Raw genomic sequence first — 16,740 nt, 5'->3', positions numbered from 1 at the left:
CGTGCAATTCGGCGAAGATTTGCATGAATTCATATATATCACGGATTTATACAATGATGATTACATTGAAAGGGACAAATTCGCCATGTGTTGTGCAATTTCGCATATGAATTTTAATCAGCTACATAGCGTGCGATTCTTGTAGTGATATCGGGAGGCGATGGGGCCGGTTGTTGGCATCGCACGATACGACTCTGACTGAACAGCACGGAGGAAAAAATGGGCAACATCCAGGGATTTGGTGAACGGTCGGAAAGCGAGCCGATTGGGAACAGCCCAACTGACAATCCCGCGGTAGTCGATCTTTCGGCTAACGTACGCCCACAAAATAGAGCGCCAGGGACTCCACTTTTCAACGGTGCTCAGATCCACAAAGGGCCTCATCTCAACGCTCTCGAACAGAAGAGTGCTCTACTGCCGTCGCGCTCGTCGATTCCGCCAATCGAATCCAACATCCCGGATCAGCCAACGCAGAAACTGCCGCGGGTCGAATCGATGCGAGTTGCTGTAACACCGGATTCACAGGCTCAGCAGCCGGTGACACCACGTCGTCCGCTACAGAGCGAGCGCAAAATCGCACAGCGACTGATGGCGACGATTGAGGAGCAACGCCAAGTTCTGACTGCTCAGGCTGCGAAAAGCACGTCGCCGATAACGGGCAGAACGGTTAGCAGTACAGCGCCAACCCCCGACATAGCATTTACCGATAATCCAGACCTCGTCCGTACGATCGTCGCTAATCGGTTCAACGGGACCGTAGCGGATCAGGAGCAACTGACCCGGGAAATATTGCGCGTGGCTCCGCCCGATTCAATCGCGCCCGGGCAAGGTGCGGCGGCCATCCTGGTCGAGGCGTTGGCGTCAGAGTGCAATGGCAATCTCCGTGGAGCGGCGCTGGTGTTGCGAGCAATGTTCCAGCCGCCTCCTACCGACCGCATTGCTGCCACTGCATTCAAAGTCAAGTGTCGACTCGCGCACACGGAAATCGGCCGCAACATGCTTGGTGTGCCGCCGGCGGCCGCCACGAGCGACCCACGGCAACGCGAAGCGCACGTTGTCGCATACATGGCGGCGGGTGAGTTGATAGCGGCACTGCCTCAGAATACCCGAGCACCCACCAGCCGCACCACGGCACTTGCGTTAGCTCAAACGATGGTGGGCCCGGACGATGCCGGCATGGCGGCGTATGCGCTCGTTTGCGCGCATAAGATCCTCGACTCACAGAACGTGAGCGCTGAGGAGGCCAATGCATACCTGCTTTACCGCAGCGGTGTGACGAGCGCGGCGACCGCATCGGCGATCCGGACACGTACCAACCGGTGTCTGCCGGCCAATACGGACGACGAAATCGAGGTCCTGTCGTTCAAGGAGCGTATGAAGTCGGACGGCGGCGAGGGGGCTGTCCTTACGAAGGGCACAGTCGAGCAGTGGGAGATGATGCGGAGCATCTCTGCGGCGCTGCCTGCTCTGAGCCGGAATCTGAGCGATCTGCGCAACCGCTTTCGCGAACCTGAGCGGCTCGCGAAGAACCCCAAAGCGGTGGAAGTTGCCGTACGCATCGCGACACTAATCGCAGCTCAAAAGAAAATTGGGCAATGGACCGAGGGCGGGATGGACTTCAAGCTCGACGAGGCGAACAGCATCGCAGAAGATGCCGCAAAGCTGCTTGGGATGAAACGACGCTTTCTCTTCAGCGCGGGGACACGGCTCAAGCTCGACAATCCGGGATGGGCTGCGACAACAGCCGACCTCACAGCTAAATCGCTCCGGGTGTGGGTGAACGATGCCAGCGAACCGATGCGCGACAACTCGGTTGGCGAGTTGGAAAAGGGCATGATCGATGCGCGCGAGGCGCTTTCGAATCGACTCGACCTCTTGCGAATTCATCTTCCCCCGCGAACATTTGAGCACATCGCGCAAAGCCAGGATGCGGTCGAAGCAGCAATCATGTGCGCGAAGTTGTCAGTCGAACTCGACATGATCGAATCAGCGACGAACAAAGGCAAGCGTAGCGAATTACTGCAGTTCGTTCCTGGCGGCCTGACGGGCTCCAAGGCCAATCGAATCGCACGACTCGCAGCAGGACTATTGGGCATGCGTCGCCCTGGCGCAAAGCAGGAGATCATGCAGAATTCGGCGTGGCTTCCGATTACTTCGCAAGACCTTACAATCGACGCCGCTGGCTTGCAGAGCGATCAAAGCGAGGTAGACGTATCCGTTACCTACGGAAGCGCTGACGATTGGCGTAGATGGGCCGCTGAGACGCCGCTCGATCTGACGGCAATCGCACGCACGCATCGCACATCACGTTTTCTGGCACGGCTTCGCAAACTCGAACCACCGGACGAGCCGTTATCGCACGACGTGCGCACGATCGAAGATTCACCGATCGATCCTTATCTTCCGAAACCGTCGCTGTTGCCGGAGGATACTGCTGCGTCGCTCGAGGATCTGACACGCATGCTGTCGTCGATTGAGCCCGGTGGCCAACTCCTGGTGTCAGCGCATGCGATCAACGGCCCCGACGGGACGGCGGCGATTAATTCCCCTGCGGTGCCGGTGCTTGGCGTTTCGGCTACGATTTTGCCAACCTATACTAACGTTCGCGACCGCGAAATGATGATCCTGCTGGAGGTCGACGACGGAGCCAAGGGAGCAGCGGTGAAGATTCGCTTGGGCACGGCGGATGGATCGATCAAAGGCAAGGGTATTGGGGCGGCAATTTCTGCGCAACCACTGGCGGGCCCGTGGGTGGCGCGCGGTGCCGCTGAGTTTCACTTGCGCAAGATCGCGAGGACATTCGAGGGCGTCGAGATTACGATCGATTGCGGCGATGTCGAGCAATCGAAAGCGAAGGCGATCGAATTGCTTGGTCGAATTCAGCGCTCGGGCATGGCTGATCAATGGGCCGCCATTCCCCAAGCGTATTACGCGGACCCAAGCGTTACTGTTCGCGACGTGCATCGCGAGGAGAACGGAAAAATCAGACCCCTGGTGCTGACGGCAACGGCAGGCATTGCCACCGTCTTCCAGCACCTGCCAACCGGATACAACGCCTGGAACGGTCCGCTTACGCGCCAGGCTGTATTCGAGTTTCTCAACAGCGTGGGTTCTCAGGAGAACATCGGTGGACAAACCACGGTGTCCCAGAGACGGGCCGAGGCAAGCGGAACGAACAAACTCGGCCTGCTCGGCTGGCTCCCTGGCATTCCGGGTTCGTGGTTCGGCGTCGGCACGTTTCTCGACTCGGTGGGCATGGCATCCACCGGCATTCCGGGAAGCGCGAGCTCGGCACCGCGGCTGCCGGTCACGACGCTTGTCCATCTCGGCGGGCCTGACGACGCCGATAACGCGTTCTACCGAACCCACGTTTTCGACCTGAAGGGGTTCAATGCTTGGCAAAAGGAGGCGTTGCCGGCCGACCAGCGCATATCGCTCGATGAACTCGATTCGAATCGACCTTCCGCTGAGAATGCGGCGGCGAGTGGGCAACGTGAGGTTCGCGTCGAGACACCGTTGACGCCAGAGGCGGCGGCAGAGGTGCGTACGATTCAACAGGCCATTCAGACGCTTACCGCCACACGCCGTGCCGGACAATCGAACGGGGATATTGAAACCCGCATTGGCGAATATCAAGCCGCGCTATTTGAAGTGCTCAATTACGCGGGCAGTTGGGATCGCGGCAAGACCGTCGTCTACGTGCAGGATAGCGCGCTTGCGGAGCGCGTCACGACGCCACCTGTCCCCGTCATTCCGTACTTCCAGAGACGTCACGCCGACAGGGTTGAGGCCACCCAGAGAACTGCTGTTGCCCGAGGAGGCCGCGACAGCCTCAACTGAACGGCATTCCTTCAATCTTGCGACGGCGGCTTCCACGCAACTATGGAGCGAGCGGACTAACTGCCGGATCCGTAGAGCCGCCACTTATTCAGCGAGGGTCCACATTGCCGGAGCACGTGCGTAACGAAAAGACTCTCGGCACCCCCAATACGACAGGGGGCCGAGATCTGCATCAGACAAGCAAGCGCTACAACCGGCCAATCCGGACGCAACTGCCTATGCTGCGCAGCTGACATCAACACCGGGAGGAGTCGTCCGCATAGCTGCGGATGGGCGATTGCTTATGCACCCGCTTGTCTACTTTTCATTGCGTCGTCAGCACGCTCCCGGGGTTGCTCCACATGCCGCACCCACAAGCGGAACAATGTTGCCGCTCGTGAAGGGCGAGGCCCCCTCTTGCTTGACGGACGCATCGGAATACCCCCAGCTCGTGACGCCGACCACGACATTGCGACCCGCTGCGTTGCCAAAGCTTATACCCGACAAGCCAGGCGCGATTCCGAGATTGACAAGCCACGGGCCACCGCTCGACCCCCCGGTCATCAACGAGCCGATGATGGTGTTGTTCGAGAACGAAGAGGCGACATAGCCTTGCGAATCGTTGCGCTGCATGAGCAGGCCGCCATCTAACGCCACCGGGTATCCGAGTTGATCGACCAAGGCCTGCGCCGAGCCATTGAAGCCATAGCCGTTCCACCCGTATCCGTACCAGCCCGCACTGTTACCGGCATAGGTGCCGCCTTGCGGCCGCAGTGTCAGAACTGCAACGTCATCCTGGCAAACGATGCCGCGTACAGCGCACGAGTCGGTTCCGTTGTAGTAGGAGGTCATGACTGTTGCGGATGCGGCTGACCAGACACCGTAGGGCGCAGTGCCATTGCTATAGGCCGGAACGAACATCCAGTTCGAATAGAACTGACTTTGACCGAAATTCGCAACGCAGTGAGCCGCGGTGGCAACCACGCCCGGTTTGATCAAAGAGGCGGAACATACATACGTGTTCGAACCGATATTGAAAAACAACTTCCCTGCGGGGCGGAAAGCGTAATAAAACTGCGTGTTGTTGCCTTGCGCATCCACTCGATTAGTCGTGAATGGTTGACCAGAGGAACCAAACTCTTCCGGCGTGACCGCATCCTTGGATTCGATGGTTGCCGGCATTGCCAGCCGGACCGCATGCTGCTTGCCATCACCCATGCCGCCGGACACACTGCCCGGTGCCCCGAGAACCGGAGTGCGTAACAAGGCGTCCGATGGAGTGGGTGGGCTCACCGCCGGAGTGGGCACAGGCAGAGCGTGCGCGTTTGCGAAGTCGATGCCGCTCGTCTGCGAACTTTGTGCGGGCGCCTCGAGATGAGTTACCGAGCCTAACGTTCGTATCTGCTGCGCTTGTGCCGTAGTTACCATTGTGGCGCTGATCAGAACAGGCAATAAACGCTTTGTAATGCTAATCATTTTGCATCTCCTGAAATTCCGAACCGCCTTCGATAAAAATGTACAGGCTTTCGAGCTAGGCTCGATCGCCGTCCCAGATCAATGCAGCCTTATCACGACCGCATTGGTTAACCTGCCAAGTCCGCATGCGAACTCGGCAGAGTCAAACTTTTTCTTGACGAGAAATATCGAATTCGTAGCTCACCGTTATAGGCGAGCCAAGAATCATGATTGCTGCTGAATTGAGGGGCTAATCTGGAAAATTCGGGGCGAAATTATATTAAAGAATTAATCGTTTGCTCCATTTTTTTGTCTCCGTCACATCAAATTATCTCGTTGATTGATCATAGGAATTACCAATCGCAAGCGTCAATACCGTTCGAGTGCGAATTTATCGCCACTTCGCAATCCGAGTGCCGAATTTCGTATTTGTGAAATAGGAGACCGTCTGATGCGTCTGATGGAGTCATGCTCGTATGCAAATGGCATGAGTACTGTGCAGCCATAGCGTTTCTATCCTGGATGGGAGCTCTGGAGTTGAAAGGGGGAATGACTGAAAAGCGACGTAGTGATTTTCAATCTTGTTAGCTGAAACTTAATATTATATGAAGACTTAATAAATTATCACAAAACTAACTGTTCAGTAGGGCATATCGCTGGCTCCCCGCTGTTTTCCTTTGTATAGCCGTGCGTCGGAATTCGTGTCGCGGCGAAGGGCTGACGTAAAGGATATGGCGATGGTGGAAAGCGCTAACACATTTCGAGGATTGGGCGACCGGTTCTCAGAGCCGGAAGTTCCCGATGGCGCATCAGGTGCGTGCGCGTCTCGAGACGCAATCGGTCCAGAAGACGCGACGCTCGTAACGGACGATTTTCCCGACGGGGACGCAGTGCTGCGGGGGCTGAACAGGCTCACGCTGAAGGTCGATCGCAATCACAGAAACCATTGGCTAAGTGGCATGCGGCGATCTGGTTTACCAACTGAACCGCGTGGTACAGGCGAAGATGGTGGTGACAAACCGATCGTCATTGCAGGAAGACTCTATAAGCTGACGCTGCCGATGCGTGAGATCGGCGCTATCGCCGCCGCCGAAAGATCGCACAATGCGCCTGCGTCCTGCAGCGCGAATTTACCCGCCGAAAAGTGGGCGGTCACAGCGGCCGTGGGAGACTTCCTTCGCAATAAGGAAATCGGGTTGCTCGATTTCACACGATGCGACCCGGAAAGTGAGGTTCTCCATAATCTTTTCGGAACGGAAATAAGCGAAGCGTGCCCTTATGTGTCCGGCCCCATCAAGGAATTCGCGAAATGCGTGAAGTTTCCTCATGGAATGAAGAGCGTGCCGACATGGATTGAATTATTATTTGAAATCGAAGACATAACGCTGGAAGGTTACCAGGGTGAGTGCATCGTCATTAATAACAGATACCTCCGTCAATTGAACGCCAGCGGTCCTCGGCTACGGGAAATACATGTTTCGGAAACAACGCAGGTTCGGTGTCGCGAGCGCGGAGTCAGCGTCCATCGGAAGCCGAGGCGTTGATTGCCTTTGCATCCGCATTCGATAGATAGCCGGCGTGCTGAGCCATCTTGACGATTGCTTCGTGTGCCTCCTCCGTTGCCTGAGTGGTAAGCGAGAGAGGCATGCCCATAAAAGCGTAGCGGTTCTTCCGCATTAGCAGCCGCTTAAGTTGATCGTTGTCTATCGCGCCACGTTGGCGCGCGGCAAGAATGATTTTGCCGTAGGTGCGCACCCGTTCACCGGAGCCGCTTTCCATCAGCCTCGCCAATACTGTTTGGCCGCGATCGTCGACGGCCTCGAGGAACGCCGTCAACTGATCTGCGGTCAACGCGCCTGCGGACCGCGCCGCGAACGCGAGGTCCGCGAGCGCCCAAATGGTCTTCTTCCGCTGAAAGGACGCCGCCCGTCCGAAGACGGATTCAGAGAATTCTCGCGTTTGGTTGAGCAATCCCATGACCTGATTGTTGTTCAACCGGCAGGCCGCGAACAGTTTAAGCATGCCGTGCTTCCAGGCGCCAATCGCATCCGCCTGATCTTTCGAGACCGCAACCGCAACGCCCTGGTCGGTGATTCTGAAGCGCTGCCGGGAGGCCGAAATCAGACGTTCGACTTGTTCGTTCGACAAGTCTGCTGCTTTAGGATGCGTCAGCAAATAGTTGAAAAATTGATCGATGCGTGTGACGTGTCCCTCCTGCATCGCGACGAAAAGCCCGCTGCAGCCTTCGGTGCTCGCCTGAAATACGCGGAAGACTTCATCGGCGGATTGGCATCGTTCGAGCGCCGTTTCGATCACATCGATCGGCAAGCCGGTGGCGAGTAAGTGGAAGAGCGCGTTGGGGCTACCCATATTTCCGCTGGCTGCGTAGTGAGCGACTCTGCGTGCCGTATTGGCGGTTTCTCGCCAGCGATGGCCAGGGGCCGAGGTAAGTCCTTTCGAAGGGACGAGTTGAAAGAGAGATGCGGTCTGAGCGGTTTGTCGTTGGCCCGGGTTGTAATAGGCGGAGCGTTGCTGCTCCAAAAGCACGAAGGTCGAAAGGGTCCAAGCTGCTACCGCGTCGAGCCTGTCCTCAACGATTCGCGCATGCGTGTGCGACAAGTTGGGGTCGAAGAACTTTGCGACGTAATGCGTTTGGCCATCTTCTGTTGTCTTCACCTCGAGGGTCAGCAACATGGCATGTCCGGCAGACGATACGGTCCAATACTCTGTTTCACCAGCAGTCATCGAGGCAAAGCGTTCGGCGCAAAAGCCGCCCCACAGTGGATGTTCGACGACAGCGTTTTCTTCTGCCGCATAGTATTGCAACTCATTCCAACGCAGTTCGAGATCGGTGCGTGCCAAGTAGCTCAAGGCACCGGCGGTTGGAATGCGTTGGATACGCCGTTGTACCAGCCGCTCATTCAGGGACCCACGGCGCTGCTTATCGCGTCGATATCGATGCTGTCGGAGTGCTTCATCGAGGATGAGATGTCGACAAAAGAGAAGGTGTGGCTTGCGTGACTTGGAGGTCGCCATGCCGTTCAGATTGGCGGCATCAATGTGACCGTCTATTTCCGTAAGATAGGCATGACCGAGTGCCGTGCCGCTCGAGAGCAGCAGAGCGCCGCTCGCGGTGTAAAGATGTACATGGATTTTCCGGTAGTGCTCAGTATTGCGGCAGTAGACCGTCGTGCCATCTTCGACATGGACGTGGCGTAGAGAGGGACCGTCGATACAAAGCGTTGCAGAAAGCGAGCGCTCTGCGCGTTCGATGCGACAGTAAAAGGGCGGTGCGTTCGAGCGTCGCGGTGGCCACGAATCCGCTCCTTTCGGGAGAAGGATCGACTGGACGAACGGCGGTATCGCGATGGTGAGATCGGCCGGGAGCACGCATAGCTGAGAAACATCGCATTGAGATAAATCGATGCAGCCCGTTTCGCGCGCGGTGAGGCGAATCGAGTCCAGCGGCAAGGTGATTGATTCGGGCTCATCTATCGGCCGTTGCGCCGATCCCGCCTCGAGCGGTTTATCACCATGATTGCCGTCGCGTTGTTGCTTGATTGACGCGAGATCGACGTTTTCGGCGTATGCACGTCCGCGTTCGCTGCGACGCGCTTTGAACCCGCCTAGGCGGGCTAGATGCGGTGACGGTGACGTGCCAGCGAACGCTTGATGGTCGAGGACGGCATCGCATTGAGCAACGCTACCGGTGTCCGGGTTCGGCATGATGCCTGGCGAGAGCGGGTATCCGTCATCCGATTCTTCTGGTGGGTCGATGGTAGTGACGCGGCTCAAGTTCCGGTGCGTGTCATTCACGATACATCCTTCGATGGGGCTAGGCTAGGGTCTTGCCTGACTTTCGAGTGGCCATGCTTTCACCGCCATGAGTTTGTGAACGGTGCGGCATCGAATGCAACGCGGAGCCACGAATTCATATCGGTGTGCCGCGAAGCAGGCTCCGCGACACCGCGGGCAAAACGGCACAGCATTTTCGGTGGTTTTAGTTCGCGTGTTTGAGCAGGAATTTCGGTCTTATCGGTGGAGGAGCTGGGCTCGAATATACACAATCGCAGAACGTTATTGTTTCCAATAGAAAGATGAACCGATGCGCGAGCAACTGCACGACGAAACTCATCGAGGTTGATGCGGAAAGCCACACTTTTCAGGAAGTCGAACTGGCTGGCGAGCATGAGCCTCATCTTTCCCATTCAACCGTGGTCGTTGGGCTGCCGCGTCTGGCAGAAAGGCAAGGTTCGCCTAAGCAACGGAATAAGCGGCAGCCGAGGCGCGATCATCGAAGCACTGAACGCAAGCCCAATGATGCGGCGGCGTCATCGGACATCGGCACATCTTCGATACCGGCACAGGCGAATCGGGAGCAACATCCCGACATCGTGAAAGCAGTTGTGGTTGCGATCGGCGATCCCGAAGGACACCTGCGACCCTCGATCGCCGATTTTCCCCCGCCGACAGGGCAGCCCGCCAGGTTGATGGGTGGAGCGGCGCAGCTCGCGACGGTGGTCGAGGAACTGACGCACGAAGAAGCGCACTCGCTCGTCATCAGCTCCGGCGACAATTGGGGGACCAAGGATCCGCCGTCCGTCAGCGTGCTTGACAGCCGACCGGCCATCGAGTCATTGAGGGCGCTGGGCCTGAAGCTTTCGGCTTTGGGGAACCACGATGCCGCGTATGGAATCGCGAAACTGGCTGCGGGAGTCGGCCTGGAGGGCATAGAGTACCTCGTTTCCAATGTGGTGACCGCGGACGGACGCCGCGTATTCGAGCGGTATCGTGTGGTCGACTTTGGCGGTATTCCGGTCGGCTTCGTGGGCGCGACAACGAAGGCGTTGCCGCGCATGGTACGCGCGTCACTGCTCGCGGGGCTGACGGTGCTTGACGAGGCTCAGAGCATCAATGCAGCTGTCGAGGAAATGAAAGCCCGTGGCGTGAAAACGTTCGTCGCGCTGTTGCATGATGGCAGCCGGCTTCTCAACGATGTATCGCATCCGGTTCCGGGCGAGTTGGAGGAGCCGATTGCATCGCTGATTCGGAGCCTGGACAAGGACGTGGTGATCGTTCATACCGGACACACGCACCCGCCTTATCTCTACCTGTTCGACGGGCGGATCGTCGGGAGTGCGGGTGCGCACTTCAGCCACACGATTGCTTATCGACTGGCATTCGATCGCGTTTCGCATGAACGCGTTGCAGTCGATGCGCAAATGTACCCGATCTATCCCGAGGAGCACGTCGCAAACGAGGTGCAGACAGCGATTATCGAGCGTGCGGAAAAGGACGCGGAAGTCATACTGAAAGAGATAGTTTGCGAAGCAGCCCCGGTGCTGAAGAGGCACGTGAATCGCGATGGACAATCCCGTCTCGGCTGCTTCATGGCCGATGCGATTTTGGAGGAGGCCATGCGCCTCGGGCAACCAGCCGACCTCGCGTTCTTCAATCGCGGGGGCTTGCGTGCCGATCTCAACGCCGATGGCGACAAGCCATTACGGTTCGGCGATCTGCTTGCTGTCATGCCGGTGTCGAACGAGCTGGTTCGGATGTCACTGACCGGCGCCCAGCTGAAGCAAGCGCTGGAGCAGCAGTGGCCGCACGACGAGTATGAAAGCCGTAGTGAAAAAAGTCTGCTGCGCTATGTGCTTCAGCCATCCAATGGTCTGCGCCACCGCTGGGACCCGCGCCAGCCGAAAGGGCAGCGCATCGAGAAGGGATCGTTGACACTTCACGGCGTACCGATCGAGGATGACCAGGTATTGAACATCGTGGTTTCGGAATTTTTGGCGGGCGGCGGCGACGGTTTTTCTGTACTGAAAGAAGGCACGGGGCAAGCGTCGTTTTCCAGCGATCGGGACGCGGCGCGGCATTATTTGTGCGCTAAGGCACAGCACGACGTTGACGAGACTCGCATTCAACGCAGTGGCTCGGGCGTGGGTGGCCCCGATCGTCCGAACGTTACTTAAGCCAGCATGGGGGAGAAGAGGCGGGTAAGTACTTGAAGAGAAACGGAGGAGGCTCCGCGATCGCAATGGATCTGATTGAGCAAGCTAAATCGAGTTTTGCCGGAGGGAATAATGATGGATGGAGTGCACGGTACCGGGAACTTGCCTTTACCGGAACCTGATGATCAAGATGAAGTGCCGCCGCAACGGCTAGGTGGCGATTCTGCCAACTCCCTTTGCACGGGCAACGCTCAAATTGACGGATTGAAGTCGATTCGGTGCTCGAATACGAAGAAGCAGGTAGTTGACACAGATATGCCGGCTTCGGCTCAAGCCGGGCCTGACGCACAGGTCGACAGCAGTCGGACTCACGAGGAGAACGCCGTAGCCATTGGGCGCGAAACCATGCACGCCGACATAAGGCCCGAGGGCAGCGCACTTTCCGCAGACCTCCAGGAGAAAATTCAAGGTATCGCGCAACAACTGGCGGTCGGGGCAGTCGTCGTTCCAGAGGCCGGCGAGCCGTGGGCCCCAGTGCCGAGCGTCTGGCGAGACTTGCAGGCGATCGAATCGATTCGTAACACGGGACTCAGCGCCACGCAACTTGCGGCGGTCGAGCACGATCTTCGTGCGGCGATCAGCACGTCTAAACACTCTCCCGCCGATATGAATCTGCTGCTCGATGTGGTGGCCGAGATCACCCTTCCCCAGGGGCGCAATCTGGGAAGCTTCATGGCGGACAAGGTATATACCGGGCTGTGCCTGCCCAATCTCCAGATGGTAGAGCGCGGCGAAGCGGAACCCAATTCCCGCACGTTTAATAGCATCTTGCCGAACCTCGCCGAGAGCGCGTACGACTACAATCCATTTGGCCGCACCTTGGTGTGGGAAGGCGCCTGTGTCCTTTTCGCCGGTCCGAGGCAGGCGGACCGGCGAGATAGACTCCGTAAAGTGGTGTTTGGTTTGTCGAATGTACCGGGCGAGGGAGAATCGAAGCTGGAAACGCCTTGGGACTTCATTATCGCCGTAGATGAGCTCCAGGTGGATGAGGACGTTGATCTGGACGCTCTGAGGAAGAAGTCGTAGAGGAGACACATCACATTCGTGGCAACGGCGTTCAGATACCTGCCGATGCGCGGTTTCCATACCGTAGGTTCGATAGCCTCGCACCACTCGTTGTCGTTCGATCTCACATCAGTGCCGTGCCACCGCACACGCGATCAACTGCAGAGCATAAAGTACAACCATCAGATCGCCAATCTCGTGATCTTCCATAACTGCCACACGATCATGCTTGCACTTAAGGAACTGGAAATCAAGGCACAAACGATTACAGGAACCTATGCGGTGAACTCTGATTGCACTGGCACGCTGACGGTCACATCTACGACCGCGTCTGGTACGCAGGTGGAGCATCAGGACATTGTGGTTGACCTTCAGGGTCTTCAGGTCCGCGGAATCGCGACCGATCCGGGATGGATTGCGACGAGTTTATTTCAGAGGCAATGATGTCGAAGCTGGTGTCGAAGGACGCACCAATCGATTTGCCGCAAATCGGTGAGCGGATTGCAAAAGACGAGGTGCCGGCGCTTTATGGCAGTGCTTCGCCGCGAGACGTTACGCGTTTGGTGCGCACGTTAGGTTGAGTAGATGGCACCGTCAACCCGGCCGACGGAATTCATTTTCCACCCAAGCCTCGGCGCTCGCCTTATTCAGCTTGAAGCTGGCTGCTACCTTCACCTGAGCAAGTTGTTCGCCGAGGGAATCCAATGCGGTTAGCAGCGCGTATGGATCATCTTCGTCGGGAATGATATCCAGCGTGATATCCAATTCTCCATCGCCCGTCGGCGCTTCGACTGTCACGCTCTTATGCAACTGCGCACGTAGTTGCTGCTCGTGCCGGCGCAGTACTTCCGACGCTGTTTTCACGAGCGTATTGAATGCCGACGTATCGAGCGGCTTCGGGTCCTTCTTGTTGCGGCCCATCGTCCAAGGTCCGACGAGCGCGGGTTCCGCCTCGCCGTCCTTGATCATCTCGACGGCCCAGCCGTCGTCGTCCTCGTTCTTGATCACGCGTGCGGTCCAACCATCATCGCGCCATAGGCGGTCTTCGTGCAGTGTTTCGGGGGTCTCGGGCGATGAGAAAGCGGTATCGGTCATTGCAGTTTGATTGACGTTCGTGGGGCACATTCAGCACAAGCATCGGATTCTACCTGTCCGGCAACCAGTGGACACAGCCCTATGACGAACGGGCTACACCGCGAATGCGCAGGCTGGTTAAAACGCCGTTGATAACGTAAGAACATCAATCATTCCAAAAATTGCACTTATCGTTTCGAGTTGCTCGGGCCAATATTCGCCAAACACCGGTCCGCCGTACATCGGAAATCAAAATTTCCAGGAGACAACTCGATGCATCCTTCGACAGGCACCCACCCGCCCGGGCAGTCCAAGATGTCCGCGGTACTGCGCGTGACAGCAGGTAATTTCCTGGAACAGTTCGACTTCTTTTTGTTCGGCTTTTATGCGACGCAGATCGCCGCTGTTTTTTTTCCGGCGGCAAACGAGTTTGCTTCACTGATGATGACGTTCACCGTCTTCGGCGCAGGCTTTCTGATGCGGCCGCTCGGCGCGATCATTCTCGGCGCGTATATCGATGATGTCGGCCGCCGCAAAGGCCTGATCGTCACACTGTCGATCATGGCGAGCGGCACCATCCTGATCGCGTTCGTACCGGGCTATGCGACGATCGGGCTTTTCGCTCCGGCCCTGGTGCTTATTGGCCGCCTGCTGCAAGGCTTCTCCGCAGGCGCGGAACTGGGCGGCGTATCGGTCTATCTCGCCGAGATGGCGACACCCGGCCGCAAAGGTTTCTTCACGAGCTGGCAGTCCGCCAGCCAGCAGGTGGCGATCGTAGTGGCAGCGGCACTCGGCTTCGCGCTGAATCAATGGCTCGATACGGCCGCAATCGCCGCGTGGGGATGGCGGGCGCCATTTTTTGTCGGCTGCATGATCGTGCCTTTCATTTTCATGCTTCGGCGTAATCTGCAAGAAACGCGGGAATTCAAGCAGCGCCAACATCGTCCGAGCATGAGGGAGGTATTTGCCACGCTCGTGCAGAACTGGACTGTCGTAATCGCGGGCGTGCTGCTGGTCGCGATGACCACCACGAGCTTTTATCTGATCACGGTCTATGCACCGACCTTCGGCAAGACGGTCCTTCATCTGAGCACCGCCGACAGCCTTCTTGTCACGCTGTGCGTCGGTATCTCCAACTTCATCTGGCTGCCGATCGGTGGCGCGCTGTCGGATCGCGTCGGACGCCGTCCGCTCTTGCTCACGATGACAATCCTGGCGATTGCGACCGCCTACCCCGCGCTGTCGCTGCTCGCCCATGCCCCGAGCTTCGTCAACATGCTGCTCGTGCTGTTATGGCTTTCATTCATGTACGGCATGTACAACGGCGCGATGATCGTCGCGCTCACGGAGGTGATGCCAGTCGAGGTCCGCGTCGCCGGATTCTCGCTGGCCTACAGCCTCGCGACGGCAGTCTTCGGCGGCTTCACACCCGTCATCTCGACCGCACTTATTCACGTGACCGGCGACAAGGCCGCGCCAGGCTACTGGATGAGCTTCGCCGCCGTGTGCGGGCTTGGTGCCACGCTCGCACTGTATCGGCGACGCGGCGTTTCGTTGGCTGCTGCTTCCTGAACGCGTGCTGCGCACCGCGACCTTTCGACTGATATTTCTTTGATCATGAGATCCTTTTTTCTGAAACTCTGCACTGCGACGCTGCTCGGCATCGCCGCAGCAGCGAACGTGCAGGCCGCCGATCTGCATGTGATGAGCTCGGGTGGATTCACCGCAGCGTACAAGCTGCTCGGCCCGAAGTTCACGGCGTCGACCGGCAATACGCTCGATACCGCATTAGGCCCGTCGATGGGTAAATCGCCCGAGGCCATTCCGAACCGGCTCCAGCGTGGGGAGCCTGCGGACGTGGTGATCATGGTCGGCTATGCACTCGACGATCTGATCAAACAGGGGAAGGTGATTCCCGATTCTCGCGTCGAGTTGGCAGATTCACGCATCGGCATGGTTGTGCGCGACGGTGCGCCGAAGCCCGATATCGCGTCCGTGGCGGCACTAAAGGAAACGTTGGTGCATGCCCGGTCGATCGCCTACTCGGACAGCGCGAGCGGCGTCTATATCGAGCGCGAGTTGTTCAAGCGGCTTGGCATCGAGGAACAGGTGAAGAGCAAGGCGAAGATGATCCCGAGGATTCCCGTTGCGTCCGTGGTGGCGACCGGCGACTACGAAGTCGGATTTCAGCAGGTGAGCGAGTTGCTTCCCGTGAAAGGCGCGGCGTACGTCGGCAAGATTCCCGAGTCGATGCAGTCCGTCACGCGCTATGCAGCCGGTATACCTGTCGGCGCGCAGCATCCGAAGGAGGCGAAGGCGCTGCTCGATTATCTTGCGTCGCCTGCCGTGCAGCCGGAGGTCACATCGACCGGGCTCGACTCCGTGGTCGGCCACTGAGGCCAAGATAAGATAACGCCTTATTTCGGGGTCTTCTTCGCTGCACCGCGCGTCCCACCGCGCTTGGTCTCGAGGATCATCTGATAAAACTGCTGCGCGGCTGGTGCGAGCGGACGCCCTCGGCGCCTGACGATACCTACGCGTCTTGTCACAACCGGTTCGACGAGCGGAACGCTTGTCAGAACAGGATGATCACGCAACGGCATCGCCATTGAAGGCACGGCGGCCACACCGAGCCCGGCTTCGACCAGGCCGAGCATGGTGGTGACATGGCGCGTCTCGCAGACGCTGGGCATACCCGGCGCGATAGCGGTCAACGCCTGGTCGAGCAGCAGGCGGTTTCCGGATGTTTTGTCGACCGAAACGTACTCGTGTCTATAAAGCTCATCCCAGGACACGCGCGTCTTTCGGGCGAGCGGATGATCGCGGCGGCAGGCAGCGACGAACCGCTCCTGCAGCAAGACCTTGAATTCGATCTCTGTCTCCTGGCTTCCGATGAAGCTCACGCCGAAATCGGCCTCGCCGCTGATGACCGAACCAAGCACCTCGTTGGCGCTCGAGTCGAGCAGCTTGACTCGAATTCGCGGATAGCGGCTGTGATAGGCGGCAATGACGTTCGGCAGGAAATAGTAGGCCACCGACGGCACGCACGCGATGGTCACATGACCCAGACGGCTGGTGGACACATCGCGGATACCGAGCAAGGCGACATCGAGATCGTCGAGAAGTTGTTCCGCGCTTGGGGCGAACACGCGGCCGATGGTGGTGAGCGTCACGCTGCGGGTGGTCCGCTCGAAAAGCCGAACGCCGAGTGCCGTTTCGAGTTTCTCGATACGCCGGCTTAACGCCGGTTGCGAAATATTGACTGCCTCCGCCGCTTTGCGGAAGCTGCCTAATTCGACGACGGCTCGAAATGCCTGCAAATCGTTCAGGTCGAAGTTCACACCCATGAGCGGTCCTCAATATTTCGCAATCG

Annotated in this window: 12 protein-coding genes; 7 read left to right on the top strand and 5 right to left on the bottom strand. The window is 58.1% G+C overall.

What is annotated here, in order from left to right; translation table 11 throughout:
* The first annotated feature begins 795 nt into the window (after positions 1–795).
* Positions 796–3,840: a hypothetical protein gene (locus ACSQ20_RS10655; protein WP_436019673.1), complete on the top strand. Its 3,045-nt coding sequence runs from the start codon at positions 796–798 to the stop codon at positions 3,838–3,840.
* A gap of 315 nt (positions 3,841–4,155) precedes the next feature.
* Here ACSQ20_RS10655 and ACSQ20_RS10650 read toward each other — a convergent pair whose 3' ends face one another.
* Positions 4,156–5,049 (bottom strand): trypsin-like serine peptidase, encoded by an 894-nt coding sequence (locus tag ACSQ20_RS10650; protein WP_436019671.1) that lies wholly within the window; start codon positions 5,047–5,049, stop codon positions 4,156–4,158.
* A gap of 962 nt (positions 5,050–6,011) precedes the next feature.
* On the opposite strand from ACSQ20_RS10650, the gene ACSQ20_RS10645 reads away from it, so the two are divergent.
* Positions 6,012–6,818, top strand: a complete 807-nt coding sequence (locus ACSQ20_RS10645; RefSeq protein ID WP_436019669.1) for a hypothetical protein — start codon at positions 6,012–6,014, stop codon at positions 6,816–6,818.
* Here the strand turns inward: ACSQ20_RS10645 and ACSQ20_RS10640 are convergent.
* Together ACSQ20_RS10640 and ACSQ20_RS10635 are read right to left on the bottom strand one after the other, a co-directional pair.
* Entirely contained in the window at positions 6,790–9,090 is a 2,301-nt protein-coding gene (locus ACSQ20_RS10640) for a ShET2/EspL2 family type III secretion system effector toxin (RefSeq protein ID WP_436019667.1), read from the bottom strand. The genes ACSQ20_RS10645 and ACSQ20_RS10640 overlap by 29 nt on opposite strands.
* Before the next feature lie 59 nt (positions 9,091–9,149).
* Positions 9,150–9,464, bottom strand: a complete 315-nt coding sequence (locus tag ACSQ20_RS10635; RefSeq protein WP_436019665.1) for a hypothetical protein — start codon at positions 9,462–9,464, stop codon at positions 9,150–9,152.
* 204 nt (positions 9,465–9,668) lie between these two features.
* Between ACSQ20_RS10635 and ACSQ20_RS10630 the strand changes: the two genes are divergently transcribed.
* The 3 genes from ACSQ20_RS10630 to ACSQ20_RS10620 all read left to right on the top strand — a co-directional run bounded on the left by ACSQ20_RS10630 (position 9,669) and on the right by ACSQ20_RS10620 (position 12,737).
* Complete coding sequence (locus tag ACSQ20_RS10630) at positions 9,669–11,249, top strand: bifunctional metallophosphatase/5'-nucleotidase (protein WP_436019663.1); 1,581 nt, start codon at positions 9,669–9,671, stop codon at positions 11,247–11,249.
* A gap of 111 nt (positions 11,250–11,360) precedes the next feature.
* Positions 11,361–12,314, top strand: coding sequence for a type III effector protein (locus ACSQ20_RS10625; RefSeq protein ID WP_436019661.1), 954 nt, complete (start codon positions 11,361–11,363; stop codon positions 12,312–12,314).
* Between the two features lie 18 nt (positions 12,315–12,332).
* On the top strand, positions 12,333–12,737 hold the full coding sequence (locus ACSQ20_RS10620; protein WP_436019659.1) for a hypothetical protein: 405 nt from the start codon (positions 12,333–12,335) through the stop codon (positions 12,735–12,737).
* A gap of 150 nt (positions 12,738–12,887) precedes the next feature.
* Here the strand turns inward: ACSQ20_RS10620 and ACSQ20_RS10615 are convergent, their stop codons facing one another.
* Positions 12,888–13,388 (bottom strand): hypothetical protein, encoded by a 501-nt coding sequence (locus ACSQ20_RS10615; RefSeq protein WP_436019657.1) that lies wholly within the window; start codon positions 13,386–13,388, stop codon positions 12,888–12,890.
* A 252-nt stretch (positions 13,389–13,640) separates the two neighbouring features.
* On the opposite strand from ACSQ20_RS10615, the gene ACSQ20_RS10610 reads away from it, so the two are divergent.
* Positions 13,641–14,939 (top strand): MFS transporter, encoded by a 1,299-nt coding sequence (locus ACSQ20_RS10610; protein WP_436019655.1) that lies wholly within the window; start codon positions 13,641–13,643, stop codon positions 14,937–14,939.
* A 45-nt stretch (positions 14,940–14,984) separates the two neighbouring features.
* Complete coding sequence (locus ACSQ20_RS10605) at positions 14,985–15,764, top strand: substrate-binding domain-containing protein (RefSeq protein ID WP_436019653.1); 780 nt, start codon at positions 14,985–14,987, stop codon at positions 15,762–15,764.
* Between the two features lie 20 nt (positions 15,765–15,784).
* Here ACSQ20_RS10605 and ACSQ20_RS10600 read toward each other — a convergent pair whose 3' ends face one another.
* On the bottom strand, positions 15,785–16,714 hold the full coding sequence (locus ACSQ20_RS10600; protein ID WP_436019651.1) for a LysR family transcriptional regulator: 930 nt from the start codon (positions 16,712–16,714) through the stop codon (positions 15,785–15,787).
* Positions 16,715–16,740 lie beyond the last annotated feature (26 nt).

The organism is Trinickia sp. LjRoot230 (assembly GCF_964253315.1).
In the GTDB taxonomy this organism is placed as follows: Bacteria; Pseudomonadota; Gammaproteobacteria; order Burkholderiales; family Burkholderiaceae; genus Trinickia.
This window is presented reverse-complemented; position numbering and strand designations above follow the sequence as displayed.